Source organism: Mycobacterium sp. SMC-4 (assembly GCF_025263265.1).
In the GTDB taxonomy this organism is placed as follows: Bacteria; Actinomycetota; Actinomycetes; order Mycobacteriales; family Mycobacteriaceae; genus Mycobacterium.
The window spans coordinates 2,360,750-2,386,212 of record NZ_CP079869.1 but is presented as its reverse complement, the minus strand read 5'-3'; the positions used below and the strand labels follow the sequence as shown (position 1 = coordinate 2,386,212).

Sequence of the window (25,463 nt, the reverse complement as noted above, 5' to 3'; positions counted from 1 at the left end):
TTCAGACGGTGTACAGGCTCGTGACCGGGACGGGTTGGACCGCGCTACGTCCGCCCAGTTCGGTCAGCTCCAGCATCACCACCGCGCGCGTCACCGTCGCACCTGCTGAGGTGAGCAACCGATGGGTCGCAGCCAATGTTCCGCCGGTGGCCAGCACATCGTCGATGACCACGACCGAACGACCGGCCAGGCTCACGCCGTCAGCAGGTACCTCCAGTGTGGCGCTGCCGTACTCCAAGCTGTAGGTCTGGCTCAGCACCGGTGGGGGCAGCTTCCCGCCCTTGCGCACGGCCAGCACCCCGACACCGAGGTGTAGGGCCACCGCCCCGCCCAGCAGAAACCCTCGCGCGTCCACACCGGCGATGAGGTCTGCTCCGCTGGCCGCCTCGGCGATCGCCTGGCACACCTGCGCCAACCCATGCGGATCGGCCAGCACCGGGGTCAGGTCCTTGAACTGCACCCCCGGTTCGGGAAAATCCGGTACCTCCCGGAGCAGCGAACCGATCACGTCGGCGACGTCGCCGGTAGAGGTCATTGGCTCAACCTCCACCGGTCCATGTTCCAGCCCGCCCCCCACCGGGTCGGATTGCTACTCACCGCAAACATCTTCGACGACGTCAGCAAGGTGCGCTGTTGACGGTACAGCGGCAGCGTGGGCATGTCGCCCCACAAAATGGGACCGGCCTCGGCCAGCAGCCGCGCCAACTCCTTCGGGTCGGAGATCACCGCAATCGTGGCGATGATTCCGTCGATGCGTTCGTTGGAGTAGCGCGGCAGGTTGTTGCCGTTGGCGCTGTGCAGGCTGTAGGCGTCGATCGCCGAGGACCCTGACGAACCGCTGCCGCCGGCCCCACCGACGCTGGCGATCAGCACATCGATCTCGTTGTTGCGCAACGTGAGCGGACCCGTTTGTTCGGTGGCGACATCCTCGATGGTGATACCCGCCGGCGCGCATGACCGTGCGATGGCCCCGACGGTGGCGGCCAGCCGGGCATTGGGTGTCTGGTAGCCGATGCGTACGGTCAGCGGCGCTCCGGCCAGCGCCTCGCGCGCCGCAATCGGGTTGGCGGCGGCGAACTCGTTGACCTGGGGTGTGACCTCGGCGGGGCTGTAGGCGTCTTCGGTCGTGGTGTTCAGCCGGGAATTGGCCACCCCCACCTCGGCGTTGCGCGCGATGACGTCGCGCGGTGTGCACAGCGCCAGTGCCCGGCGTGCCGGTGTGTCGGCCAGCGGCCCCTGCGAGGCGAAGATCAGCTGCTCGATACCTGCTGAGGGCGCATCGGCGCGGACGTAGTCGTCGGGCAGGTTCAGCGTCCCCGACGATCCGGCCGCGATGTCGACGACGTCGTAGGCGCCCTGGTTGACCCGGTCCTGCAGATCGGCGCTGCGGGGCCACACCGTGACCCGGTCGGTGACCGCCGGTGTCCCCCACCACCTGTCGTTGGCGACGAGCACCACGGTGCCGTCCTCGCCGACCGAGTCCAATTTGTAGGGTCCCGACGAGGGGAACTTCTTGAGGTCCAGGTCGGGGGTCAGCCGCCAGGTGTTGTTCCATACCGCGGCGATGCGTTCGGCGACCGGGCCGTCGTTGTTCTGCAGCGCCGTGGTGACGCCGCCGTCGCCGAGACCGAGTTCGTCGGCGATGACGTGCGCAGGCATCAGCGAGGTCGCCGCGAACAGCTGGCCGTAGTCGACGAATCCGCGGTCCTGCGCGAAAGACACCCGGGCCTTCTTTTGGCCCGGCGCACAGTCGATGGTGGCGATGTCGGCGTAACCGGCGCGGCTGGCTGCGTCGAACGCCGGGAACCGGCCCGACTGCGCGGCCCAGGCCAGCACCATGTCTTCGCAGGTGATGGGTTTGCCGTCGGAATAAACCGCCTCGGGGCTGATCTCGTAGTCGAGGATCAGCGGGGTGCGGCCGACCACGGCGATGGTGCCGAAGTCGTGATCACCGACCACCTGACCCTCCGGGCCGTGGTAGTTGAAACCGGTCAGCACCCGCGCGAACGCCTGCGGACCGCCCGAGGCTGCGCCTTCGACGGTGTTGGTGTTGTACGTGGTCAGGGCACCGTCGATGGCGTAGTCGATGGAGTCGGCTGCACCACGCGAACACGAGGTCAACCCCATGCCGCCGAGCATCGCCAGCGCCGTGGCCACCGCCGCCCAACGTCGAGCCACCGAAATTACCGCCCCCGCGGGGTGCGCTTACCCGACGGACGTCCCGTCCGGCTCGACGTCGGCCGGACCGGGCGGGCGCCGGGCGCGGGCTTGTCCGGCGGCGGGGTGACCGGCACGGTCACGGTGGCCGGGCTGGGCTCGTCGCGGATGGCCTCATCGTCATTGGTCTCCGACAACTGGGCCCCGCCGGCGGCCTTGGCTGCTGTCGCCGCACGCCGGTTGAGCACCTTGCGGGTGTGCTTGCGGACCGGTTCGGTGCGTTCGCGCAGGCTGACCAGCAGTGGCGTGGCGAAGTAGATCGACGAATAGGTTCCGACCATGACGCCGACGAGTTGCACCAACGCCAGGTCCATCAGGGTGCCCACGCCGAGCAGCCAGGCCGCGATGACCATCAACGCGATGATCGGCAGCACCGAGATGACGGTGGTGTTGATCGAACGCATGAAGGTCTGGTTGACCGCCAGGTTGGCGTGCTCGGCGAACGTGCGACGGGTGGTGTGCTCGTACCCGGCGGTGTTCTCCTCGACCTTGTCGAAGACGATCACGGTGTCATAGAGCGAGAAACCGAGAATGGTCAGCAACCCGATCACAGTGGCCGGCGTGACCTCGAAACCGACCAACGCGTACACCCCGGCGGTGACCACCAAGTCGAAGGCCAGCGCAGCCAGAGCCGCCACCGCCATGTACCGCTCGTAGCGCACCGTGATGTAGAGGGCAGCCAGCACCAGGAATACTGCCAGCGCGATCAGCGCTTTCTGGGTGATCTGACCACCCCACGTCTCCGAGACTGCGGAGTCGCTCACGGCCAGCCTGTTTGGCTGCCCGTCCGCACCGATCGGCTGGAATGCCTCGAACAACGCGGTGCGCAGTTCCTCGGTCTGCTCGTTGGTCAGGGTTTCGGAGCGGATCTGGAAAGTGGCCGAGTCGCCGGCGCCGACGATCACCACCGAGTCGGGTGCGTTACCTATCGTGTCGCTGAACACCGTCTCGACCTGCGAGGTGGTGATCTCGCCAGTCCCCCGCGGAAGTGACACCTTGGTGCCACCCTCGAAGTCGATGCCGAAGCTGAACCCGCGCAACAGAATCGCAGCCAGCGCCACCAGGACGATCAGCCCGGTGACCGTATACCAGAGCTTGCGCCTGCCGACGATCTCGAATGCGCCGGTGCCGGTGTAGAGCCGGGTGAAGAACCCGTGCTCGGGGGTCTTTGCGGACACCGCTTCGAGGTCGGGCGCCTCCATCGCCGTCGACGCGGTGGCCTCGGTCCGGTTCTCTGCCATGGGTTATTCCCGTCCCGCCGCGTGCGCGGCCGCTCGTCGTTCGCGCGCGATCTGCTGGACCGCGCCGAGCCCGTTGAACGCTGGTCTGGCCCACATCGCGGTCTTGGAGGCGAGGAACACCAGAGGCCAGGTCACCAGGAAGACGACGACGACATCGAGGATGGTGGTCAGGCCCAGGGTGAACGCGAAACCCTTCACCTGACCGACCGCCAGGAAGTACAGCACCGCGGCGGCCAGGAAAGTCACCGCGTTGCCCGACATGATGGTCTTGCGCGCCCGCACCCAGCCGCGCGGAACCGCCGACCGGAAGGATCTGCCCTCGCGGATCTCGTCCTTGATGCGTTCGAAGAACACCACGAACGAGTCCGCCGTCATCCCGATACCGATGACCAGACCCGCGATGCCGGCCAGGTCCAGGGTGTAGTTGATGTAGCGGCCGAGCAGCACCAGCAGCGCGTACACCACGGCACCGGAGGCGACCAGTGACAACGCCACCAGCACACCCAACGCCCGATAGAACAGCACCGAGTAGAGCAGCACGGCGGCCAGTCCGACCGCGCCGGCGATCAGCCCGGCCCGCATCGACGACAGTCCCAGGGTGGCCGAGACCGTCTCGGCCTCCGAGGACTCGAACGACAGCGGCAGCGAACCGTACTTGAGCACGTTGGCCAGCTCGCGGGCGGAATCCTGGTTGAACTGACCGGTGATCTGGGTTCGCCCGCCCGGGATGGCCTCCTGGATCACCGGTGCGCTGACAACCTGCGAGTCCAGGACGAACGCGGTCTGGGTGCCCACGTTGGCTGCGGTGAAGTCAGCCCATGTCCGTGCGGCATCGCTCTTGAACTCGACGTCGACGACGTATTCGCCGCGCTGCTGATCCAAGCCCGAATTGGCGTTGGCGATCTGCTCACCGCTGATGATCGACTTGTCGAGCAGATAGACCTCTTGACCGTCGGTCGAGCAGGTGACCAGCGGCAGGTTGGGGTCGTCGTTGCCGGCCAGCACGTCTTCACCACCGCAGCGAGTGGCCTGGAACTGCAGAGCCAGGATCTGGATGGCCTGCTCGCCGCTCTGCCGCAACCGCTTCTCGTCCTGAATCCGGGTGGCCAGCGGTACGTCGCGGTCATCGCCCGGCGCCGGAGGCGGTGCGGCGTCGGTCGGCGGTACTTCCGGGCCCGGCTCCGGGCTCGGGCTGGGAGGGGGCTGCTGCGGGAAAGGCCGCGGCTGCGGCGCCGGAGCTTCGGCGGGGGGCAGCGGGGCGACGCCACCTTCGGTCAGGCCACCCGGCGGCGCCTCACCCGGCAGTCCAGGGATCCCGCCCGGTGGCAGTCCGCCCGGCGGCGCCTCACCCGGCATGCCGGGGACCGCGCCCGGCGGAAGGCCTGGGATCGCGCCCGGCGGAAGGCCTGGGATCGCGCCCGGCGGCAGGCCCGGCATTCCGCCCGGCGGCGCCCCGGGCGGCCCTTCCTCTTCGGGCGGCATGGCTTCGGCCGAGGGAATCGCATGGATCACCGGCCGCACATACAGCCGGGCCGTCTGACCGAGACTGCGCGCCTCATTGCCGTCGTCGCCGGGAACAGTGATGACCAGGTTCTGGCCATCGATGATCACCTCGGAGCCCGACACACCGAGGCCGTCGACGCGGGCACTGATGATCTGCTGGGCTTGGGTGAGCGATTCGCGGGTCGGAGGTGTGCCGTCCGGGGTACGGGCGGTCAGCGTGACGCGCGTGCCGCCCTGCAGATCGATGCCGAGCTTGGGCTCGGGCTCCCTGTCGCCGGTGAGGAAGACCAGCAGGTAAGCGCCGATCAGCAGCGCCAGGAAGAGGGCCAGATAGCGGAAAGGCTGCACCGGCGCCGAAGACGATGCCACGTGTTTACGGTCTCCTTGAGATCAGTTCGTCAGAGTCGCGCTGCTTTGGCGTCGATGACGGGCAACAGGGTACGTGCTCTTGCTGAGTGTCAGCTCTCAGTCTTGGAGTTCGGGGCCTCTGCCGACGATTCCTCCAGCTCGATGTCCTCGGCGTCGTCGACGTCATCGGTGATGCGGTCGCGCACGGCCAGCTTCATCCAGGTCGTCACCACGCCTGGGGCGATCTCCAGGTCGACGTACTCGTCGCTGATGCTGGTGATGGTTGCCTTCAGACCCGAGGTGGTGTGGATCTCGTCGCCGACCTGCAACGAATTGTGCAGGTCGATGGTGGCCTGCATGGCCTTCCGCTGCCGCCGCGAGGCGAAGTACATGAACGCGCCCATGACGATGAGCAGGGGCAGAAAGATCAGCAAATCCATGGCGACAAGTTTCTTTCGTATCGGTCTGGCGTGGAGGAACCCTACCTATTGTTGGGGGTTCCGACGCGTGAGGAATCGAAGACCAGTGTGCCACTGCACCCGCGCGGCCTCACGCCCCGCCCACAGACGACGGATTTCGTTGCCGACACGCCCGCAGCGCGACGATCCCGCCCTGAGATCACTGTGATGTCGACGGATCTGACCGCCTTGCCACTAGGCTCGACGCGAAACGTCAAGGAGGTCGAACGTTGAGTGCCCTCGAGCAGAGCCGCCACCTCGCCACCGCCGTCCCCGGGCCCCGCTCGGTCGAGTTGGCCGAACGCAGGACCGCCGCGGTGGCCCGTGGAGTCGGCAACACCATGCCGGTGTACGCATCACGCGCATTCGGCGGAATCGTCGAAGACGTCGACGGCAACCGGCTCATCGATCTGGGATCGGGCATCGCGGTGACCACCATCGGCAACTCCTCACCACGGGTCGTCGATGCCGTCTGCGAGCAAGCCTCGCGCTTCACCCACACGTGCTTCATGGTGACGCCTTACGAGGGTTATGTCGCCGTCGCCGAGGCACTCAACCGGCTCACTCCCGGCGACGGCGAGAAACGCTCGGCTCTGTTCAACTCCGGATCTGAGGCCGTGGAGAACGCGGTGAAGATCGCTCGGTCCTACACCGGCAAGCAGGCGGTCGTGGCGTTCGACCACGCCTACCACGGCCGAACCAACCTGACGATGGCGCTGACGGCGAAGTCGATGCCCTACAAGCATGGGTTCGGCCCGTTCGCACCCGAGGTCTACCGGGCGCCGCTGTCCTACCCGTTCCGGGATGCCGAGTTCGGCAAAGAGCTGGCCACCGACGGCGAACTCGCCGCGCGGCGGGCCATCACCGTGATGGACAAGCAGGTCGGTGTCGAAAACCTGGCTGCGGTGATCATCGAGCCCATCCAGGGTGAGGGCGGTTTCATCGTCCCCGCCGAAGGCTTCCTTCCGACGTTGCTGGACTGGTGCCGCGCCAACGACGTCGTGTTCATCGCCGACGAGGTGCAGAGCGGATTCGCCCGCACCGGTGCGATGTTCGCCTGCGAGCACGAAGGGATAACGCCGGACTTGATCGTCACCGCGAAGGGCATCGCCGACGGTATGCCGCTGTCCGCGGTCACTGGCCGCGCCGACATCATGGACGCCGCACACGTCAGCGGACTGGGCGGCACCTATGGCGGCAATCCGGTCGCCTGCGCTGCCGCACTGGCCACCATCGAGACCATCGAATCCGATGGGTTGGTTGCGCGGGCCGCCGAGATCGAGACCTTGATGAAAGACCGGCTGGGGCGGCTGCAGGCTGACGACGATCGCATCGGCGACGTCCGCGGACGCGGCGCAATGATCGCCGTCGAGCTCGTCGTGCCCGGCACCTTCGAACCGGACGCCGAGTTGACCCGTGCCGTGTGCGCGGCGGCACACCGCGCCGGTGTGATCGTGTTGTCCTGCGGCACATTCGGCAATGTGCTGCGCTTTCTTCCCCCGTTGACCATCAGCGACGACCTTCTGCTGGAAGGTCTTGACGTCATCGAACTCATCCTGCGCGACCTCTGACCCAAGGAGCTGACCTCAATGACCACCGTGCAGAACTTCATCGGCGGCGAGCTCGTCGATTCCTCCAGCGGAGCCACCATGCCGCTGATCGACCCGAGCACCGGTGAGCAGTACGGGACCGCCCCGGTGTCCAACGACGCCGACATCGACAACGCTTACTCCGCTGCGGCCGCCGCGTTCACGGACTGGAAACGCACCACGCCGTCGCAACGCCAGAAGGCGCTGCTCGACTTCGCCGATGAGGTCGAGAAGGCCGCCGATGACTTGGTGGCCGCGGAGGGACGCAACACCGGCAAGCCCAACCACGTCACCGCCGCCGAAGAGATCCCTCCGATGGTCGACCAGATCCGATTCTTCGCCGGGGCGGCAAGGGTATTGGAAGGCAAGTCCGCCGGTGAGTACATGGCAGACCACACGTCATGGATCCGGCGCGAACCCGTTGGTGTGATCGGCCAGGTCGCGCCTTGGAACTATCCGATGATGATGGCGATCTGGAAGATCTGTCCGGCGATCGCGGCGGGCAATACCGTCGTCATCAAGCCCAGTGACACCACCCCGGTCACGACGGTGATGCTGGCGACGTTGGCCGCCAAGCACCTGCCGCCGGGCGTGCTCAACGTCATCACCGGCGACCGGGTCACCGGCGCAAACCTGGTCGCCCACCCGACGCCACAGATGGTGGCCATCACCGGGTCGGTGGCCGCGGGTAAGGCTGTCGCGGTCAGCGCCGGCGGTAACCTCAAGCGCACCCACCTCGAACTGGGCGGCAAGGCGCCGGTGATCGTGTTCGACGACGCCGATCTGGCCGCCGCGGCAGAGGGTATCGCCACCGCGGGCTACTTCAATGCCGGGCAGGACTGCACGGCAGCGACCCGGGTGCTGGCCTCGGCGGCCATCGCCGAGGACCTGACCGCCGCACTGGCCGAGCAGGCCAAGGCAGCGACAACCACGTTCGGCAGGCCGGCCGACGACGAGGACGCCTGGGTCCCGCCGGTCAACAACGCCAACCAGTTCGACCGGGTCCTGTCGTTCTTCTCCGACATCCCGTCGCACGCGACGGTCGCGGTGGGAGCCAATCGCCAGGGCGACAAGGGTTTCTACGTGGAACCAACGGTCATCGGCGGGCTGCGCCAAGACGACCGGCTGGTTCAGCAGGAGATCTTCGGTCCGGTGATCACCGTGCAGTCCTTCACCGATGAAGACGAGGCGATCTCATTGGCCAACGGCGTCGAGTACGGACTGGCCTCGTCGGTGTGGACCAAGGATGTCTCGCGCGCATTGCGGGTGTCCGCTGCGCTCGACTTCGGCTGTGTATGGATCAACACTCACATCCCGCTGGTCGCCGAGATGCCGCACGGCGGCTTCAAGTCGTCAGGCCACGGGAAGGACCTCTCGATGTACGGCCTGGAGGACTACACGCGCATCAAGCACGTGATGGCCTACACCGGTTAAGCCTCAGAACGCGAGCACGGCAACGACCATCGCGCGGATCTCACCCGCGGTCAAAGCGCGGCCATCAGCTTCATAGCTGATGAGATCGGAGACCAGGTCGTCGCCGGGCTGGCGGCACCGCTCGGCTACCAGCACGTCGATGAACGAGCTGAGCGCTTCGACGGTCTGCGCATCGGACAGATCGTCGACCAACCGCGAAACGGTCCACCAATCTCGCTTGGGCACACCGAGCGCGCGGCACAGGCCGTGCAGCCGCGGGCCCAGCACGATGCTGGCCGCGTCGTCGTCGACCGGCAGCGCCAGCCGCGACGAGAACAGCTCCGACAGCCGCTGCGAATGCGGGGTCACGCCAAGGCCTCCCGGGTGGACGAAACGTAGGTGAACTCGCCGACCCTACCGCCGCAGACGCGCCGGCTTCTCGTGACGTTGCGCACACCGCTGGACCACACATGACCCCCGGCTGGAGACCTCAGCGGTGCGTCAGGTGGTGGCTACCGCGGTCACCGCGACGGAACATGCCGCGCAGTCCGCGGCGGCGAGAGGTGTCAGCGTGCTCGGTCTCCCCGTCACTCGCATCGGCCTTCGGCTCGGTCCTCGCGGACTCGTCGACCACCGGCCGGCTGTCGTCGGGTGTCGGCTGCGTCGCCACCGGCCCGGCCGAGGCGGGGGCCGCCGCCGGCGCAACGACGGGACGTTCCGCCCATTCGACGTCACGCACGCTGCGCACCGAGATCCGGCCGATGGCCGCCGCCCCGAGGAAGACGATGAGCGCACCCAGACCGTAGAAGTAGGTCAGCTCCAACGCGACGCGTTGCGCCTCGGTGGCCGCGACCGGCACGCCCGCGTCCCCCAGTCCGAGCGGACCCGCCAACGTCCGGCCGATGATGAACCAAGCACCTGCGGCAACGGCAAGCCATGCACCGAGCATGGCGGTCGCGCGGTTGCGCGACATCAGCAGCAGCACTCCACCAAGCACTGCCACCACGCCCGGCAGCACCAGGAGCCAACCCCGACCTGCGGTCCATGTCCATGACCGATCGGGACTGAACGCGAAGTCGAACATCGGTCCGATGAACGGAATCAGCGCGCCCCACGCGCCCAACAGAATCAACAACAGTCCACTCGCGGCTCCGCGGCTGCGCGGCATCCGCAACCGCCCGCCTCCGGACCGTGTATGCGTCTCGGTCATGATGCCTCCCTAGCTCGTAGGGGGTGGATACCCTCGCTGCCGCGGAGATAACCTCGGCACTGCCTTAGGCAACACGGAAAAACCTCAGTCGAACAGGCCTGTCTGTCCGAAGCCCGTGACACCGCTCGGGGGCGTCAGGCCCATGTGCGTCCACGCCAACGAGGTGGCCACCCGCCCGCGCGGCGTTCGGGCGACCATGCCGGCCCGCACCAAGAACGGCTCACACACCTCCTCGACGGTGGTGGCTTCCTCCCCTACCGCGACCGCCAATGTCGACACCCCGACCGGCCCGCCGCCGAAACTCTTGGTCAGCGCCGAGAGCACCGCCCGGTCGAGCCGGTCGAGCCCGAGCTCGTCGACGTCGTAGACCTGCAGCGCCGCTTTGGCGATATCGCGAGTGATCACGCCGTCGGCGCGGACCTCGGCGTAGTCACGGACGCGGCGCAGGAGCCGATTGGCGATACGCGGTGTGCCGCGCGAGCGGCGCGCGATCTCCGTAGCCGCGTCCGCGCCAAGCGTGATTCCCAGGATTCCCGCCGACCGGGTCAGCACCCGTTCCAGTTCGGCGGGCTCGTAGAAATCCATGTGTGCGGTGAAACCGAATCGATCCCGCAGCGGGCCGGTCAGGGCACCCGACCGGGTGGTCGCCCCCACGAGTGTGAACGGGGCGACCTCCAACGGAATCGACGTTGCGCCGGGACCCTTGCCCACGACGACATCCACCCGGAAGTCCTCCATCGCCAGATACAGCATTTCTTCGGCGGGCCGGGCGATGCGGTGGATCTCGTCGATGAACAGCACGTCGTGTTCGACCAGGTTGGACAGCATCGCGGCCAGATCACCGGCGCGCTCGAGGGCAGGGCCGGAGGTGACCCGCAGCGACGATCCCAGCTCGGCGGCGATGATCATCGCCAGTGAGGTCTTGCCCAAGCCCGGCGGACCGGACAGCAGGATGTGGTCGGGGGTACCGCCGCGGTTCTTGGCCCCCTCGATCACCAATTGCAGCTGCTCCCGGACGCGCGGCTGTCCGATGAACTCACCGAGCGAGCGGGGTCGCAGACTGGCGTCGATGTCTCCCTCGCCGACCGTGAGCGCCGGCGACACCTCGCGATCCTCGGGCTCGTCCTCGTCGAAGCGGCCCATCACTTCTTCCCCAGCATCGACAGTGCCGCGCGCAGCGCACTGGCGGTGGTCGCCTCCGGTTCGCCGGCCAGCACTTTGTCGGTGGCCTCCTCAGCCTGTTTCTGCGCGAACCCGAGACCGACGAGCGCCTCCACGACGGGCCCGCGCACGCCGTGTCCGACGCCTGACGCGACGCTACCCGCCGAGGCCGGAGCGCCGACCTTGTCGCGCAGCGTCAGCACCAGCAGCTCGGCAGTCTTCTTGCCCACTTTGGGTATCCGCGTCAGCGAAGTGACATCACCGTTACCGATTGCCTGCCGCAATGCGGGACCGTCGTATATCGCCAGCGCACCGAGCGCGATGCTGGGGCCAATTCCCGAGACCCCGAGCAGCGTGAGGAACAGGTCGCGGGCATCGGAGTCGGCGAACCCATAGAGCGTCATCGAGTCCTCGCGCACGATCATCGCCGTGATCAGACGGGCCTCGGTACCTCGGCGCAATGTCGCCAGCGTCGCCGGGGTGGCCATCACTTTGTAGCCCACACCGGCCGCCTCGATGACGACGTGGTCGAGCGCGATATCGAGGACTTCACCTCGAACCGCGGCGATCACGGCACACCCCGAGCCGTGCGCGCGGCCTTCACCGTGGCCTGGTACTTGCGCTTCTGCTCGGCGGCCAGGGCTTGCGCGGCGGCCATCCTGGCGATCATCGGCGCCCGCCAGCAATGACAGATCGCCAGAGCAAGTGCGTCGGCAGCATCGGCGGGAGTTGGCTTCTGTTGCAATGCAAGGATTCTCGTGACCATTTCGGTCACTTGAGCCTTGTCTGCGCGGCCGTTGCCGGTCACCGCCGCCTTGACCTCACTGGGGGTGTGGAAGTGCACGTCGATGTCACGACGCGCAGCGGCCAGCGCCACCACCCCGCCGGCTTGCGCGGTGCCCATCGCGGTATTGGCGTTCTGATTGGAGAACACCCGCTCGATCGCGATCACGTCCGGCACATGAGTGTCGAGCCAGTGCTCGACCGCGTCGCTGATGGCCAGCAGTCGGTGCGCCAGCGGTTGATCGGACGGGGTGCGCACGACGTCGACGTCGAGCGCGATCACCTGCCTGCCCCGACCACTTTCGATGACCGACAACCCACACCTGGTCAGCCCGGGGTCGACTCCCATCACCCGCACGCCAGCCCCTTCGACGAGAACATTTGTTCGATAGAGTAGCGGGCGGGTGCCACAGGCAGGGACGCGACACACCGCGTCAGGTGAACGGACGCATGTCCTGTAGCTGCTCACCCGGGGCCGGCACCCGGCCGCTGACCCGGATGCCGTGGACGATCTCGTCGATGCGCCGTCCCGACGCTCGCCAGCCCTTCACCTTCTCCACCGCCACGTCCTCACCGTCGCTGCGCACCACGATCTTCCACGGCACCCCGACCAGTTTGGCCAGCAGCCAGAACGGCCACGCGAGCAGGAACGGCAGCGCGATGAGGAACATCAGCACACCGAACCAGTTGATGCCCCACGAGGCCATGTCGAGATAGGTGAGCAGCGGCATCCAGCGACGGCGCACCGACCATCGCACTCCGTCGGCATCCTTGAACTGCGGCACCAGGTCAGCCTAGGTCCGCAGCCGGCGATTATCCGCCGATCGACGAGCGCGGCGCGCCGATCCCCGGGTCGATCGTGACCGGGCCGGACGCCGACGGGGTTACCGGGAAATCAAAAATTGCGGTCGGGATGTACACCGTCGCACAGGCATTCGGAATGTCGACCACACCGGAGAGCCGACCTTCGATCGGTGCCGCGCCGAGCAACAGGTAGGCCTGCTCGGGGCTGTAGCCGAACTTCGTCAGGTAGTCGATGGCGTGCAGGCACGCCCGCTGGTAGGCCAGATGCGAATCGAGGTAGCGCTGTTGGCCGTCGAGGGTGACCGAGGTGCCGGAGAACGCCAACCACTCGGAGTATTGCGGGTCGGTGTTGCCCGGCATGAAGATCGCGTTCTCGCTGACCCCGTAGGTCTGCATCCCGCCCGGGATGACATCGACGCGCAGGTCGATGAACCCGCCCATCTCGATGGCCCCGCAGAAGGTGATCTCACCGTCGCCCTGCGAGAAGTGCAGGTCACCGACCGACAGATTCGCGCCGTCGACGAACACGGGGTAGAAGATCCGGCTGCCCTTGGTCAGGTTCTTGATGTCCTGGTTTCCGCCGTTCTCCCGTGGCGGCGCGGTTCGGGCCGCCTCGGCCGCGGCCTGGGTGAACGCCTCTCCGGTCAGACTGCCCAGGATCGCGTCCGCGGGCTCCGGCGGCAGCGCCAGTGGCGGCACCCGGTCGGGGTCGGTGGCGATCAACGCGGCCTCTCGGGTGTTCCAGGTCGACAGCAGGTCCCGAGACGGCGCGGTGCCCATCAATCCGGGATGCACGATGCCGGTGAACTCCACCCCGGGGACGTGGCGTGACGTGGCCTTCTGGCCCGCGAAATCCCAGATCGCCTTATAGGCATCCGGGAACTGTTCGGTCAGGAACCCGCCGCCGTTGCCGGTGGCGAAGATCCCGGTGTACCCCCAGCCCTGCCCGGCCAGCGGCCCTGAGTCCTCTTGCGGAATCGGACCGACGTCGAGGATGTCGACGATCAGCAGGTCGCCGGGTTTGGCGCCCTCGACGGCGATCGGCCCGGACAGCGTGTGAACCGTGGTCAACGGCGCGTTGAGGATGTCATCGGCCGAATCGTCGTTGTGGATCGCTCCGTCGAACCACTCTCGACAGTGCACCCGGAACGAGTCGCCCTGCTTCACCGTCACCGCGGCCGGGATGTCAGGATGCCAGCGGTTGTGCCCCAGCTTCTGCTGATCGGTGAACTTCTTCGTCGAGTCGAGTGGAAATACGACGTCGGGCATGAGTCTCCTAAGTCAGGGTCGCGGCAGTTTGCGGTGCAGAGGGTTGGTGCTCACCGCGCGCCGTCGCACCGTCGACGGCGGTCCATGAACGACGGCCGGGCGGTCGGCGGTTGCCCGGGTGGCGTCGTGTAAAGCCATAGCGTCGCCACTGGTGCCCAGGTGCGGGGAACCGATCGTGCGGCGCGCGCAACCACCACAGCCAGGGCACTCAACTGTGTCCGGACGGTCCTGCATCGAGTACATCTGCTCGGTGGCACCGCACCCCGACTCGCAGCGAAAGACATACAAAATCAAGACAATCCCCACCTCGAGCCGGACACCACCACCCTACCGAGCCCGGCGCCTTGATGCGCGGCGGTCGGGAAAACCCGGCAGACTGCGGATCCCCCCATCAACCGGCACCCTCGCTCCGGCGGCCGAATCGTCCATCAAAGTCCCTGCACAGCAGGGAGTTTCGTGGACGAACCGACTCAGTCCTGATCCAACTCGGCTGCAACGTCGTCGGGGATGTCGATATTGGTGTAGACGTCCTGCACGTCATCACTGTCTTCAAGTGCGTCGACGAGCTTGAAGATCTTGCGGGCGGCCTCCACATCGACCGGAACGCTGACAGACGGCTGAAAGGTAGCCTCGGCCGACTCGTAGTCGATGCCCGCGTTCTGCAGCGCGGTCCGCACCGCTACCAGATCGGTTGGTTCCGAGATGATCTCGAAGCTGTCACCCAAATCGTTGACGTCTTCGGCACCGGCGTCGAGGACCGCGGCGAGAACGTCGTCTTCGGTCAGCGAGTTCTTCTCCAGTGTCACCACACCCTTGCGGGTGAACAGGTAGGACACCGATCCCGGATCGGCCATGCTGCCGCCATTGCGGGTCATGGCCACCCGCACCTCACCTGCGGCGCGGTTGCGGTTGTCGGTCAGGCATTCCACCAGAACCGCGACACCGTTGGGGCCATAACCCTCGTAGGTGATGGTCTGCCAGTCGGCGCCGCCGGCCTCTTCACCCGCGCCGCGCTTGCGGGCGCGCTCGATGTTGTCGTTGGGTACCGAGTTCTTCTTGGCTTTCTGGATGGCGTCGTAGAGCGTCGGGTTTCCGGCCGGGTCGCCACCGCCGGTTCGGGCGGCCACCTCGATGTTCTTGATCAACTTGGCGAAGTTCTTGCCGCGACGAGCATCGATTATGGCCTTCTTGTGCTTGGTGGTAGCCCACTTGGAATGGCCGCTCATCTGCCCACTTCTCTCTCACCCGACGACATCGACATTCGATCGCCCAGTCTACGTGGGCCTTCAATGGGGTCACCGCTACTCCTGCGACCGCGCCTCGCTGTTAGCTGAGACACACCCCCTGGTCGGTTACCTTACTCCGGAGTAAGGTAACCTTCCATGACGTTCTCGTTGGAGTTGTCCTCGGACTTGATCGATGTGCAGAAGTGGGTTCACGAATTTGCTGCCGATGTGGTCCGGCCGGCCGCCGCGGAGTGGGACGAGCGTGAAGAGACGCCATGGCCGGTCATCCAGGAGGCCGCCAAGGTCGGCCTCTACTCCATGGAGTTCTTCGCCGAGCAGGCCGCCGAGCCGAGCGGCCTGGGCATGATCGTGGCCTTCGAAGAGATGTTCTGGGGTGACGCGGGCATCGCCCTGGCCATCCTGGGCACCGGGCTGGCCGCTGCCTCGCTGGCCGCCAACGGCACCCCCGAACAGATCGGCGAGTGGGTGCCACAGATGTTCGGGACGGTTGAGGACCCCAAGGTGGCTGCCTTCTGCTCGTCCGAACCGGGCGCCGGCTCCGACGTCGGCGCCATCCTGACCCGCGCCCGATACGACGAGGCCACCGACGAATGGGTACTCAACGGCACCAAGACCTGGGCCACCAACGGCGGTATCGCCAACGTCCATGTCGTGGTCGCCTCGGTGCACCCTGAGCTCGGCACCCGCGGACAGGCTTCGTTCATCCTGCCGCCCGGCATCAAAGGCCTCAGCCAGGGCCAGAAGTTCCTCAAGCACGGAATTCGGGCCTCGCATACCGCCGAGGTGGTTCTTGACGACGTCCGCATCCCCGGAAACCTGATCGTCGGCGGCAAAGAGAAGTTCGACGCCCGCATCGCGAAGGTCCGCGAGGGTAAGCGGGCCGCCGGCCAAGCCGCGATGGCGACGTTCGAGCGGACCCGCCCCACCGTCGGGGCGATGGCCGTCGGTGTCGCTCGCGCAGCCTTCGAATACGCCCGTGACTATGCCACCGAGCGCGAGCAGTTCGGCCGCAAGATCGGCGAGTTCCAGGCGGTGGCGTTCAAACTGGCCGATATGAAGGCCCGCATCGACGCCGCGCGGTTGCTGGTCTACCGAGCGGGTTGGATGGCACGCAACGGCAAAGCCTTCGAATCGGCCGAAGGGTCGATGGCCAAGCTGGTGGCCAGTGAGACCGCCGTCTACGTCACCGACGAGGCCATCCAGATTCTGGGCGGCAACGGCTACACCCGCGAGTACCCCGTCGAGCGCATGCACCGCGACGCAAAGATCTTCACGATTTTCGAAGGCACCAGCGAGATTCAGCGCCTGGTGATGGCTCGGGCGATCACCGGGCTGCCCATCCGCTGATGCTCGGCGGGATTGCTCACCGGCGGCCGGTGACCATCTCCACGAACAACGCGTGCACCCGGCGGTCACCGGTCACCTCTGGGTGAAACGCGGTCGCCAGCGTCTGTCCCTGGCGCACCGCAACCACGTGGTCGCCGGCCCGCGCCAGCACCTGCACCTGAGGGCCGACGCGCTCAACCCAGGGCGCACGGATGAACACCGCATGCACCGGAGTGTCGAGCCCTTCGAATGCGATGTCCTCTTCGAACGAATCGACCTGTCGGCCGAATGCGTTGCGCCGCACTGTCATCTCAATTGCGCCCAATGCCGTGGCCTGCCGACCGTCGGCGCCGGCGTCGAGAATGTGGTCGGCCAGCAGGATCATCCCGGCACACGAGCCGAACGCCGGCATTCCCGCCGAGAGGCGAGCCCGCAGCGGCTCGAGCAGTTCGAACTCCCGCAGAAGATGGCTCATCGTGGTGGACTCTCCGCCGGGAATCACCAACGCATCAACAGAATCCAGTTCGTCGACGCGTCGCACGGTGACCGCTTCGGCACCGGCAGCAGCCAGCGCGTGCAGATGCTCGCGGGTGTCCCCCTGCAATGCGAGCACCCCGATCCGGGCTTTCACCCGCGGCCGGGAGTGAATTCGCGGGTGTAGCGGGTGAGACCTTCCTGCATCACCGCGGCTACCATCTCGCCATATCGGTTGAAGATCTTGCCCTGGGTCAGCGCGCGTCCGCCGCACGCCGATGGTGAGGACTGGTCGTAGAGCAGCCACTCGTCGGCACGGAATGCCCGCATGAACCACATCGCGTGGTCCAACGACGCGACCATCAGATGCTTGCGCTCCTCGACATGATTCACCTGAGCCGAGCCCAGCAGCGTCAGATCGCTGAGGTACGCCAGCGCGCAAATGTGCAGCACTGGATCGTCGGGCAGCGGGTCACGGTGGCGGAACCACACCTGCTGCTGGGAGGCCTTACCGTCGCGACGGCTCAGCTGTTCGCGCGGCACGATGCGCACGTCCCACTCGTCGAACTGGCGGAAGCTGGCCTCGTCGAACACCCGACTTGAGGACTTGAAGTCAGGGATGTTGTCCGGGGGCGGGGCGGCGGGCATCGCGTCCTGGTGCTCGATACCGCTCTGGTCGGTCTGAAAAGACGCCGACATGGAGAAGATGGTCTCGCCGTGCTGAATGGCGCTGACCCGACGTGTGCAGAAGGACCCGCCGTCACGGATTCGCTCCACGGTGTACACCGTCGGCGAGCGCGCGTCGCCGCCCCGCAGGAAGTAGCCGTGCAACGAGTGCACCTCGAACTTCGGGTCCACCGTACGCACCGCCGACACCAGTGACTGCCCGGCAACGTGGCCGCCGAACGTCCGCTGCAGAAAGCCGGACTCCGGACTGAACACGCCACCGCGGTAAATGTTGACCTCGAGCTGCTCCAGATCCAGGATCTGTTCGATCGACATACGGCTCGACTACCAGCCGCGCTCGGCCAGGCGGTGCGGGACCGGAATGTCATCGACGTTGATACCGACCATCGCCTCACCCAGGCCCCTCGACACCTTGGCCAGCACGTCGGGATCGTCGTAGAAGGTGGTGGCCTTGACGATGGCCGCGGCACGGTCGGCGGGATTGCCGGATTTGAAAATGCCCGAGCCGACGAACACACCCTCGGCACCGAGTTGCATCATCATCGCCGCATCCGCCGGAGTGGCGATACCACCGGCGGTGAACAACGTCACGGGTAGCTTGCCGGCGCGCGCAACCTCGACTACGAGGTCGTAGGGCGCCTGCAGTTCCTTGGCAGCGACGTACAGCTCGTCCTCCGACAGTGACGTCAGCCGACGGATCTCGCCGCCGATACGGCGCATGTGGGTGGTGGCATTGGAGACGTCCCCGGTGCCGGCCTCGCCCTTGGAACGGATCATCGCCGCCCCCTCGGTGATGCGGCGCAGCGCCTCACCGAGATTGGTGGCACCGCAGACGAACGGGACGGTGAACTTCCACTTGTCGATGTGGTTCTCGTAGTCGGCGGGCGTGAGCACCTCGGACTCGTCGACATAATCGACGCCCAGACTCTGCAAAATCTGTGCTTCGACGAAGTGGCCGATGCGCACTTTGGCCATCACCGGGATAGAGACCGCGTCGATGATGCCCTCGATCATGTCGGGGTCGCTCATCCGCGATACGCCACCTTGAGCACGAATGTCAGCCGGAACCCGCTCGAGCGCCATCACGGCCACCGCCCCGGCGCCTTCGGCGATGCGGGCCTGTTCAGGGGTGACCACGTCCATGATCACGCCGCCCTTGAGCATCTCGGCCATCCCGCGCTTGACCCGCGCGGTGCCGCGGGCGGGCGCTGCCTCGGCAGGCGAGGACTCTGCCCCAAGCCCTTCGGTTTCCACAGCATTCTCCTTCAATAGCTACTGATTCAGTTTAGTGAGGGCCGCAAATCCGATTATTCCGCGTCAGCGGATCGACTTTAGCGGCCGCTGCGGCACTGCATCCGGCGCGTCGGCCAGCGCGTTCGCCTCGTCGAGGAGTTCCCCCAACTGCAGTGGGTAGACGACCTCACCGTTGATGACCAGTTGTTGGATCATTGTCGCATCACACCACCGGTGGCCATGGATGTAGGTCCGCTCCAACCCGGTGCGACCAGCGTCGGTGGGCTCGAACCGGGCGGTCCGGTAGATGAAGTACATCTCTTCGCTGCGCAGCACCGCGCCGTTGAAGGTGATGATGGCGTCGCGGCGCCACACCGGTCCGACCATGTCCTCGGCGGCCACCTGCAGCCCGGTTTCCTCTTCAACCTCCCGCGCGGCGGTGTGTGCCAGTGACTCACCGTCCTGGGCAGCGCCACCGATGGTGAACCACCAGCGGGGTTTCGGTTCGGCGGTACTGGCCGGATCGGAGCCGCGCAGCAGCAGCACGGCGCCCTGCTCGTCCAACAACACAACGCGTGCCGACCTGCGCCGGCTTGCCGGTACGGCTTCCCGGGGAGATCGTTCGCCGCCTTCGGCAATCTCGAAATAGGTTGGCAGAGCCGCTGTTCCGCCTAGCCTCAACCACCGCACCGAGCGCCGGTCGCGCAGCGAAAGGGTGTCGCGCACAGCATCGTTGTGGAATCGGCGGGCCAAGAGCACCCGCGCCTCGGCATCAGCCAACTCAGCGACCAGAGCGCGCGGGATGGCCGCGGAATCGACCTGCGCCAGCGCGGCGGATAATTCGTTCTCGGCGGCTTCGCGCTGCGAGCGGGGCGCCCGTTCGGCGGCGTCGGCCACGGCGGCCAATCGCTTACCGTCCGGGCCCGCGCCGTAGGCATCAGTGGCGACCGCGCGGGCTACCACGGCGCGGCGAGCCAGTGCGCCGTCGAGCGCCTGCCACGACAGGTCGTAGCGCACGTGCAGCCGGTCCAGCCGATGGGCAGTCTGATACGCCCATACCCCGACAGAAACGATGACCAACAGCGCCGCGACGACTACAGCGGCCACGACCCAGGAGATCACTGGGCGACCCGCACCTTCACCCCAGAGCCCGCCACGGTCTCGTAGACCCGCAGAATCTGGCTGGCCACCACTGGCCAGTCATAGTCTTGAACCGCCGCGGTGGCGCAGTCGATCAGGCGCCGGCGAAGCGATTCGTCGGAGAGAACCTCGATCAACGCGGTGGCCAACGCGTAGGGATCGTCGACGGGCACCAGACGGCCGGCCTCGCCGGCGCGCAGCACGCGCCGGAACGCGTCGAGGTCGGAAGCCACCACCGCAGTGCCCGCGGCCATCGCCTCGACGAGCACGATCCCGAAGCTTTCTCCCCCGGTGTTGGGCGCGCAGTACACGTCGGCGCTGCGCATCGCCGAGGCCTTTCGCGCATCGTCGACCTGACCGAGGAAGTGAAGATGTCCTGCCAAGCGGCCCGCCTCTTCGCGCAGGTCGTTCTCGTCACCGCGTCCGACCACCAGAATCTCGACGTCGGGAAACCTCTCGACCAGCCGCGGAAGTGCACTCAACAGGACCGTCATGCCCTTGCGGGGCTCGTCGAAGCGGCCGAGGAACAAGACGGTCTTTCCGGGTCGCGGGTAGCCGTGCAGCCGGGGCGCCGCGGCAAACGAGCCGACGTCGACGCCGTTGGGAATCTCGACCGCATCGCTGCCCAGCGACTCCATCTGCCAGCGACGGGCCAGATCTGACACCGCGATGCGGCCGACGATCTTCTCGTGCATCGGCCGCAGGATCGGCTCGAAGACCGACAGCGTCAGCGACTTCGTCGTCGACGTGTGAAAGGTGGCGACGATGGGCCCTTCGGCGATGTTGAGCGCCAGCATCGACAGACTCGGGGCATTCGGTTCGTGCAGGTGCAGCACATCGAACTGGCCCTCCACGAGCCATTTCTTGACTCTGCGGTGAGTGGCGGGGCCGAACCGCAGTCGAGCCACCGACCCGTTGTAAGGGATCGGGACGGCTCGGCCACCGGAGACGACGTAGTCCGGCAGGGTGGTTGCTGCGTCCCGCGAAGCCGGCGCGAGAACGCTGACGTCGTGGCCGCGCTCGCGCATCACCTCGGCCAACTGCAGGATGTGGGACTGCACCCCGCCGGGTACGTCGAACGAGTAAGGGCAGACCATCCCGATGCGCATCAGGAAGCCTCCAGCCGGGCGCGCCGCTCGGCGGACAAGTCCGCCAGCCACTGCGGCTGCATCATGTGCCAGTCAGCGGGGTGTTCGGCGATGTTGAGCGCGAATCGGTCGGCCAGAGCCTGGGTGATGGTCGTGACGTCACCGCTGCTGGTCGCGAGCTCGGGATAGACGGCCATGCCCCAGCCGTCGGACTCGAACCAGCAGTGCACCGGAAACAGCGCGGCCCCGGTAGCCAACGCCAGCTTCGCCGGACCAGCCGGCAGCCGGGTGGGCTCACCGAAGAAGTCGACCTGTACCCCGGTGCGCGTCAGGTCCCGATCCGCCATCAGGCACACCACGCCGTTGTTCAGGAGTCGGTCGCGCAACACGTCGAACGGCGGCCGGGGCCCACCAGAGAGCGGTACCACCTCGAAGCCCAGGCTCTGGCGGTAGGCCAGGAATCGGTTGTACAGAGACTCGGGTTTGAGACGCTCGGCGACCGTGGCGAATGGTCCGTGGTTCTGCACCAGCCAGACCCCGGCCATGTCCCAGTTCCCACTGTGTGGCAGCGCCATGACCGCTCCACGGCCCTGCTCCAAGGCCGACCACAGCCTGTCCACACCCTCGACGCTGAGGCTCTGACCCAGCTTGACATGGTCCATGGAGGGCAGCCGGAACGCCTCGCGCCAATAGCGGGCATAGGACGCCAGCGACGCGCGCATCAGCTCGTCGGGAACCTCGTCGGCGGCGACTCCGACGACCCGGGCCAGGTTCTTCCTCAGTTGCTGCGGTCCACCGCCTCGTGCTGCATAGCGCGCCCCAGCCCCGAACGCGTTGCGCGCCAGCAGCTCCGGGACCGCGCGGACCAGCCGCCAGCCCGCAGCGTAGCCCCAGTCAGTGAGTTGCCCGCCCACCCCCGATGGAATCGCCAGCAGCCCGCCGCGGTCGGCTCGATCGGTCATTGCTCGGGCGTCTCGGTCTCGTCACCTCTGTCAGCGGCGGCCAGAGGCTCCATTGCACCGGTCGATGTCCGCACGCTGTGTAGACGTTGACCCACCGTGACCACACTGGCCACTGCCAACACCCACATCGCGACGTGCAGCAACCACGGCAGCGGTGCGAGCGGAAAGCCCGATAGCCCGGCACCGACGAGCACGATGACCAACCGCTCAGGTCGTTCGATCAAACCTCCGTCCCCAGACAGCCCACTGGCTTCCGCGCGGGCCTTGATATAGGAGATGACCTGGGAGGAGACCAGGCAGATCATGGTGGCCACCACCAACTCGGCGCTGTGCAGGCCGAAGGCCGCCCACCACAGCAGCCCACAGAACACCGCACCGTCGCTGATCCGGTCGCAGGTCGCGTCGAGCACCGCACCGAAACTGGTCCCGCCGCCCCGTTCCCGCGCCATTGCTCCGTCGAGCATGTCGGCGAGCACGAAGAACGACACCGCGACCGCGCCCCACCACAGCTGTCCCATCGGGAAGAGCGTCAGTGCGGCCAGTACCGATCCCGCGGTGCCCAGAATCGTGACGCTGTCCGGAGTCAACCCCACTCGCAGCGCACCCCGGGCCACCGGACGCGACAGCTTGGTGTAGGCCGCACGCGTCATCAGATAGAAGCCGCTCACGGCTGATTTTCCCACTCGGCGGCCAGTAGTGCGCGGGTGTCGCGGAGTAATTGCGGAATGACCTTGGAGTCGCCGATGACCGTGATGAAGTTCGCGTCACCACCCCAGCGAGGCACCACGTGCATGTGCAGATGCTCCGACAGAGATCCCCCGGCCGAGGTTCCCAGGTTCAGTCCGACGTTGAAGCCGTGCGGGCGAGACACTGCTTTCATGACCCGAATCGCCTTCTGCGTGAAAGCCATCAACTCGGCACTTTCGGGCTCGGAGAGATCCTCCAGTTCGGCGACGCGCCGGTAGGGCACCACCATGAGATGACCCGGGTTGTACGGGTAAAGGTTGAGCACCGCATACACCAGATTGCCGCGGGCAACCACCAATCCGTCTTCGTCGGACATGTTCGGGATATCGGTGAATGGCGCGGATGACGCCGCTGAGCCGGCCTTGACCGCATCGGCGATATAGCTCATCCGGTGCGGTGTCCACAGTCGCTGCAGGCGGTCAGGCTCGCCGGCGCCGCGGTCTACGATCGTGTCATCCGGGTCCACGTCACCCCCTGTCCGAATCGTCGATCTTCATCAGATCGGCTGTGGGGAAGGCATTTTCGCGTCTGCGAACCCAGTCGAGAATGGCGTTGACGGCGGATTCGCGCCGAACACCGTTGATCTGTGTACGATCGCCGAACCGGAACGACACCGCGTCTGCCTCGACGTCGCGGTCCCCCGCCAGCAGCATGAACGGCACCTTCTGGTTGGTGTGGTTGACGATCTTCTTGGCCATTCGGTCATCGCTGACGTCGACGTCGACGCGAAGTCCGGCCGCTCGCAACTGCGCAGCCAGCCCGTTGAGATAGTCGATGTGGCCGTCGGCAACCGGGATACCAACCACCTGTACCGGAGCCAGCCATGCCGGAAACGCACCGGCATAGTGCTCGGTGAGCACTCCGAAGAACCGTTCGATCGACCCGAATAGCGCGCGGTGGATCAGCACCGGCCGCTGCCGGGTTCCATCTGCGGCGGTGTACTCGAGCTCGAAACGATCGGGCATGTTGAAGTCGAGCTGGATCGTCGACATCTGCCAGCTGCGCCCCAGCGCGTCTTTGACCTGGACGGAGATCTTGGGCCCGTAGAACGCCGCACCGCCGGGGTCGGGAACCAGTTCCAGTCCCGACGCCTCGGCAACCTCGCGTAGCGTCGCGGTGGCCTCTGCCCAGATCTCGTCGGAGCCGACATACTTTTCGGGGTCCTTGGTCGACAGTTCGAGGTAATAGTCGTCCAGGCCGTAGTCGGCCAGCAGGTCCAGCACGAACTGCAGCAACGAGGCCAACTCTTCGCGCATCTGCTCGCGCGTGGTGTAGATATGCGCGTCGTCTTGGGTCATTCCGCGCACTCGGGTCAGGCCGTGGATGACGCCGGACTTCTCATAGCGATACACCGATCCGAACTCGAAGAGTCGCAGCGGAAGTTCGCGATAGGAACGACCGCGCGACCGGTAGATCAAGTGGTGCATAGGGCAGTTCATCGGCTTGAGGTAGTAATCCTGCCCGGGCTTGCGAACCGAACCATCGGCGTTGAGCTCGGCGTCGATGTGCATAGGCGGGAACATCCCGTCGGCGTACCACTCCAGGTGCCCCGAGGTGATGTAGAGCTGCTCTTTGGTGATATGGGGGGTGTTGACGAACTCGTAGCCGGCCTCGAGGTGCTTACTTCGTGAGTAATCCTCCAACTCTCGGCGTACGACACCGCCCTTCGGGTGAAACACCGGAAGGCCGGAACCGAGTTCATCGGGGAAGCTGAACAGATCGAGTTCGACGCCCAGTTTCCGGTGATCGCGGCGCTGCGCCTCCTCGAGGAGCTCGAGATGTCGGTCCAGGGCCTCCTGGGACTCCCATGCGGTCCCGTAGATGCGTTGGAGACTCGCGTTGTTCTGATCGCCGCGCCAGTAAGCAGCCGAACTGCGAGTCAGTTTGAACGCCGGGATGTGTCGCGTGGTGGGGATGTGTGGGCCTCGGCAAAGATCACCCCAAACCCGTTCGCGAGTACGCGGATTGAGATTGTCGTAAGCGGTGAGCTCATCCCCGCCTACCTCCATCACCTCGGGGTCACCGGACTTGTCGTCCACCAACTCAAGTTTGTAGGGCTCGTCGGCCAGTTCCTGTCGCGCAGCGTCCTTGGACGGGTAGACCCGGCGCTGGAACAGCTGACCGTCTTTGACGATCTTGCGCATCCGCTTCTCCAGCGCCTCCAGATCATCGGGAGTGAACGGCTCCGCAACGTCGAAGTCGTAGTAGAAACCGTCGGTGATCGGCGGTCCGATACCGAGCTTGGCCTCAGGGAACAACTCCTGCACCGCTTGAGCCAGCACGTGTGCTGCGGAGTGCCGGATGACGCTGCGACCGTCGTCGGTATTCGCCGCGACCGGCGTCACCTCCACGTCGGCCTCCGGCACCCAGGACAGGTCGCGCAGCTGACCGTCGGGGTCACGGACCACCACCACGGCGTCGGGGGCACCGCGGGAGACGAGCCCGGCGTCGCGCACCGCCTGCGCCGCGGTAGTCCCGGCAGCGACCCGGATAGGGGCTGCGGGGGCGGGGCGGACGGGCGCGCTCATGGCGGGATCTCCAAACTGTCGAAAGGTGGCATGGT

Annotated in this window: 25 protein-coding genes; 3 read left to right on the top strand and 22 right to left on the bottom strand. The window is 66.5% G+C overall.

Features of this window, described 5'->3' with window-relative positions; all coding sequences use genetic code 11:
• Window position 1: 1 nt before the first annotated feature.
• The 5 genes from KXD98_RS11630 to yajC form a co-directional block, all read right to left on the bottom strand.
• The gene (locus KXD98_RS11630) at window positions 2-535 is read right to left on the bottom strand and encodes an adenine phosphoribosyltransferase (RefSeq protein ID WP_260764482.1); all 534 of its coding nucleotides are present in this window, start codon (window positions 533-535) and stop codon (window positions 2-4) included.
• Complete coding sequence (locus KXD98_RS11625; RefSeq protein ID WP_260765144.1) at window positions 532-2,139, bottom strand: ABC transporter substrate-binding protein; 1,608 nt, start codon at window positions 2,137-2,139, stop codon at window positions 532-534. The genes KXD98_RS11630 and KXD98_RS11625 overlap by 4 nt, the downstream gene beginning before the upstream one ends.
• A gap of 44 nt (window positions 2,140-2,183) precedes the next feature.
• The gene (gene secF, locus KXD98_RS11620; RefSeq protein ID WP_260764481.1) at window positions 2,184-3,458 is read right to left on the bottom strand and encodes a protein translocase subunit SecF; all 1,275 of its coding nucleotides are present in this window, start codon (window positions 3,456-3,458) and stop codon (window positions 2,184-2,186) included.
• Window positions 3,459-3,461: 3 nt separating this feature from the next.
• A complete protein-coding gene (gene secD / locus KXD98_RS11615; protein ID WP_313901281.1) occupies window positions 3,462-5,330 on the bottom strand; it encodes a protein translocase subunit SecD in 1,869 nt (622 codons plus the stop codon).
• Window positions 5,331-5,419: 89 nt separating this feature from the next.
• The gene (gene yajC / locus KXD98_RS11605; RefSeq protein WP_260764480.1) at window positions 5,420-5,749 is read right to left on the bottom strand and encodes a preprotein translocase subunit YajC; all 330 of its coding nucleotides are present in this window, start codon (window positions 5,747-5,749) and stop codon (window positions 5,420-5,422) included.
• A gap of 248 nt (window positions 5,750-5,997) precedes the next feature.
• Here yajC and gabT point away from each other — a divergent pair, with 248 nt between their 5' ends.
• Both gabT and KXD98_RS11595 read left to right on the top strand, forming a co-directional pair.
• Entirely contained in the window at window positions 5,998-7,338 is a 1,341-nt protein-coding gene (gene gabT, locus KXD98_RS11600) for a 4-aminobutyrate--2-oxoglutarate transaminase (protein WP_260764479.1), read from the top strand.
• An 18-nt stretch (window positions 7,339-7,356) separates the two neighbouring features.
• Complete coding sequence (locus KXD98_RS11595; protein ID WP_260764478.1) at window positions 7,357-8,790, top strand: gamma-aminobutyraldehyde dehydrogenase; 1,434 nt, start codon at window positions 7,357-7,359, stop codon at window positions 8,788-8,790.
• Between the two features lie 3 nt (window positions 8,791-8,793).
• On the opposite strand, the gene KXD98_RS11590 is transcribed toward KXD98_RS11595, so the two are convergent.
• The 8 genes from KXD98_RS11590 to KXD98_RS11550 all read right to left on the bottom strand — a co-directional run bounded on the left by KXD98_RS11590 (window position 8,794) and on the right by KXD98_RS11550 (window position 15,222).
• Window positions 8,794-9,138 carry a hypothetical protein gene (locus KXD98_RS11590; RefSeq protein WP_260764477.1) on the bottom strand — a complete coding sequence of 115 codons (345 nt, stop codon included), beginning with the start codon at window positions 9,136-9,138 and terminating at the stop codon, window positions 8,794-8,796.
• Window positions 9,139-9,259: 121 nt separating this feature from the next.
• Window positions 9,260-9,979, bottom strand: coding sequence for a hypothetical protein (locus KXD98_RS11585; protein ID WP_260764476.1), 720 nt, complete (start codon window positions 9,977-9,979; stop codon window positions 9,260-9,262).
• Between the two features lie 84 nt (window positions 9,980-10,063).
• Window positions 10,064-11,122, bottom strand: a complete 1,059-nt coding sequence (gene ruvB, locus KXD98_RS11580; RefSeq protein WP_260764475.1) for a Holliday junction branch migration DNA helicase RuvB — start codon at window positions 11,120-11,122, stop codon at window positions 10,064-10,066.
• Window positions 11,122-11,712: a Holliday junction branch migration protein RuvA gene (gene ruvA, locus KXD98_RS11575; RefSeq protein WP_260764473.1), complete on the bottom strand. Its 591-nt coding sequence runs from the start codon at window positions 11,710-11,712 to the stop codon at window positions 11,122-11,124. Before ruvA ends, ruvB begins: the two co-directional genes overlap by 1 nt.
• Entirely contained in the window at window positions 11,709-12,281 is a 573-nt protein-coding gene (ruvC, locus tag KXD98_RS11570) for a crossover junction endodeoxyribonuclease RuvC (RefSeq protein WP_260764472.1), read from the bottom strand. Before ruvC ends, ruvA begins: the two co-directional genes overlap by 4 nt.
• Window positions 12,282-12,357: 76 nt before the next feature.
• A complete protein-coding gene (locus KXD98_RS11565) occupies window positions 12,358-12,708 on the bottom strand; it encodes a hypothetical protein (protein WP_260764471.1) in 351 nt (116 codons plus the stop codon).
• A 28-nt stretch (window positions 12,709-12,736) separates the two neighbouring features.
• Window positions 12,737-13,996 carry a formamidase gene (gene fmdA / locus KXD98_RS11560; RefSeq protein ID WP_260764470.1) on the bottom strand — a complete coding sequence of 420 codons (1,260 nt, stop codon included), beginning with the start codon at window positions 13,994-13,996 and terminating at the stop codon, window positions 12,737-12,739.
• A gap of 470 nt (window positions 13,997-14,466) precedes the next feature.
• Complete coding sequence (locus KXD98_RS11550; protein ID WP_260764468.1) at window positions 14,467-15,222, bottom strand: YebC/PmpR family DNA-binding transcriptional regulator; 756 nt, start codon at window positions 15,220-15,222, stop codon at window positions 14,467-14,469.
• Window positions 15,223-15,378: 156 nt separating this feature from the next.
• Here KXD98_RS11550 and KXD98_RS11545 point away from each other — a divergent pair, with 156 nt between their 5' ends.
• Window positions 15,379-16,590, top strand: a complete 1,212-nt coding sequence (locus KXD98_RS11545) for an acyl-CoA dehydrogenase family protein (protein ID WP_260764467.1) — start codon at window positions 15,379-15,381, stop codon at window positions 16,588-16,590.
• 16 nt (window positions 16,591-16,606) lie between these two features.
• Here KXD98_RS11545 and pdxT read toward each other — a convergent pair whose 3' ends face one another.
• From pdxT to thrS, 9 genes are all read right to left on the bottom strand, one after another.
• The gene (gene pdxT, locus KXD98_RS11540) at window positions 16,607-17,200 is read right to left on the bottom strand and encodes a pyridoxal 5'-phosphate synthase glutaminase subunit PdxT (RefSeq protein WP_260764466.1); all 594 of its coding nucleotides are present in this window, start codon (window positions 17,198-17,200) and stop codon (window positions 16,607-16,609) included.
• Entirely contained in the window at window positions 17,197-18,045 is an 849-nt protein-coding gene (tesB, locus tag KXD98_RS11535) for an acyl-CoA thioesterase II (RefSeq protein WP_260764465.1), read from the bottom strand. Before tesB ends, pdxT begins: the two co-directional genes overlap by 4 nt.
• A 9-nt stretch (window positions 18,046-18,054) precedes the next feature.
• Complete coding sequence (pdxS, locus tag KXD98_RS11530; RefSeq protein WP_260765142.1) at window positions 18,055-18,903, bottom strand: pyridoxal 5'-phosphate synthase lyase subunit PdxS; 849 nt, start codon at window positions 18,901-18,903, stop codon at window positions 18,055-18,057.
• Window positions 18,904-19,047: 144 nt separating this feature from the next.
• On the bottom strand, window positions 19,048-20,085 hold the full coding sequence (locus KXD98_RS11525) for an NUDIX domain-containing protein (protein WP_260764463.1): 1,038 nt from the start codon (window positions 20,083-20,085) through the stop codon (window positions 19,048-19,050).
• Entirely contained in the window at window positions 20,082-21,212 is a 1,131-nt protein-coding gene (locus KXD98_RS11520; RefSeq protein ID WP_260764462.1) for a glycosyltransferase family 4 protein, read from the bottom strand. The genes KXD98_RS11525 and KXD98_RS11520 overlap by 4 nt, the downstream gene beginning before the upstream one ends.
• A complete protein-coding gene (locus tag KXD98_RS11515) occupies window positions 21,212-22,153 on the bottom strand; it encodes a phosphatidylinositol mannoside acyltransferase (RefSeq protein ID WP_260764461.1) in 942 nt (313 codons plus the stop codon). Before KXD98_RS11515 ends, KXD98_RS11520 begins: the two co-directional genes overlap by 1 nt.
• Entirely contained in the window at window positions 22,150-22,821 is a 672-nt protein-coding gene (gene pgsA / locus KXD98_RS11510; protein WP_313901280.1) for a phosphatidylinositol phosphate synthase, read from the bottom strand. The genes KXD98_RS11515 and pgsA overlap by 4 nt, the downstream gene beginning before the upstream one ends.
• The gene (locus tag KXD98_RS11505) at window positions 22,818-23,384 is read right to left on the bottom strand and encodes an HIT domain-containing protein (protein WP_260765140.1); all 567 of its coding nucleotides are present in this window, start codon (window positions 23,382-23,384) and stop codon (window positions 22,818-22,820) included. The genes pgsA and KXD98_RS11505 overlap by 4 nt, the downstream gene beginning before the upstream one ends.
• The gene (thrS, locus tag KXD98_RS11500) at window positions 23,368-25,428 is read right to left on the bottom strand and encodes a threonine--tRNA ligase (RefSeq protein WP_260764460.1); all 2,061 of its coding nucleotides are present in this window, start codon (window positions 25,426-25,428) and stop codon (window positions 23,368-23,370) included. Before thrS ends, KXD98_RS11505 begins: the two co-directional genes overlap by 17 nt.
• Between the last annotated feature and the right edge of the window lie 35 nt (window positions 25,429-25,463).

What these genes read in the sequence shown, in the direction of transcription:
- fmdA (WP_260764470.1), bottom strand. Translation starts at nt 13,996, where the DNA reads ATGCCCGACGTCGTATTTCCACTCGACTCGACGAAGAAGTTCACCGAT.
- KXD98_RS11625 (WP_260765144.1), bottom strand. Translation starts at nt 2,139, where the DNA reads ATGCTCGGCGGCATGGGGTTGACCTCGTGTTCGCGTGGTGCAGCCGAC.
- KXD98_RS11595 (WP_260764478.1), top strand. Translation starts at nt 7,357, where the DNA reads ATGACCACCGTGCAGAACTTCATCGGCGGCGAGCTCGTCGATTCCTCC.
- tesB (WP_260764465.1), bottom strand. Translation starts at nt 18,045, where the DNA reads ATGTCGATCGAACAGATCCTGGATCTGGAGCAGCTCGAGGTCAACATT.
- ruvB (WP_260764475.1), bottom strand. Translation starts at nt 11,122, where the DNA reads ATGGGCCGCTTCGACGAGGACGAGCCCGAGGATCGCGAGGTGTCGCCG.
- KXD98_RS11550 (WP_260764468.1), bottom strand. Translation starts at nt 15,222, where the DNA reads ATGAGCGGCCATTCCAAGTGGGCTACCACCAAGCACAAGAAGGCCATA.
- thrS (WP_260764460.1), bottom strand. Translation starts at nt 25,428, where the DNA reads ATGAGCGCGCCCGTCCGCCCCGCCCCCGCAGCCCCTATCCGGGTCGCT.
- secF (WP_260764481.1), bottom strand. Translation starts at nt 3,458, where the DNA reads ATGGCAGAGAACCGGACCGAGGCCACCGCGTCGACGGCGATGGAGGCG.
- KXD98_RS11520 (WP_260764462.1), bottom strand. Translation starts at nt 21,212, where the DNA reads ATGCGCATCGGGATGGTCTGCCCTTACTCGTTCGACGTACCCGGCGGG.
- KXD98_RS11515 (WP_260764461.1), bottom strand. Translation starts at nt 22,153, where the DNA reads ATGACCGATCGAGCCGACCGCGGCGGGCTGCTGGCGATTCCATCGGGG.
- KXD98_RS11585 (WP_260764476.1), bottom strand. Translation starts at nt 9,979, where the DNA reads ATGACCGAGACGCATACACGGTCCGGAGGCGGGCGGTTGCGGATGCCG.
- KXD98_RS11545 (WP_260764467.1), top strand. Translation starts at nt 15,379, where the DNA reads ATGACGTTCTCGTTGGAGTTGTCCTCGGACTTGATCGATGTGCAGAAG.
- yajC (WP_260764480.1), bottom strand. Translation starts at nt 5,749, where the DNA reads ATGGATTTGCTGATCTTTCTGCCCCTGCTCATCGTCATGGGCGCGTTC.
- pdxS (WP_260765142.1), bottom strand. Translation starts at nt 18,903, where the DNA reads ATGGCCGAGATGCTCAAGGGCGGCGTGATCATGGACGTGGTCACCCCT.
- KXD98_RS11630 (WP_260764482.1), bottom strand. Translation starts at nt 535, where the DNA reads ATGACCTCTACCGGCGACGTCGCCGACGTGATCGGTTCGCTGCTCCGG.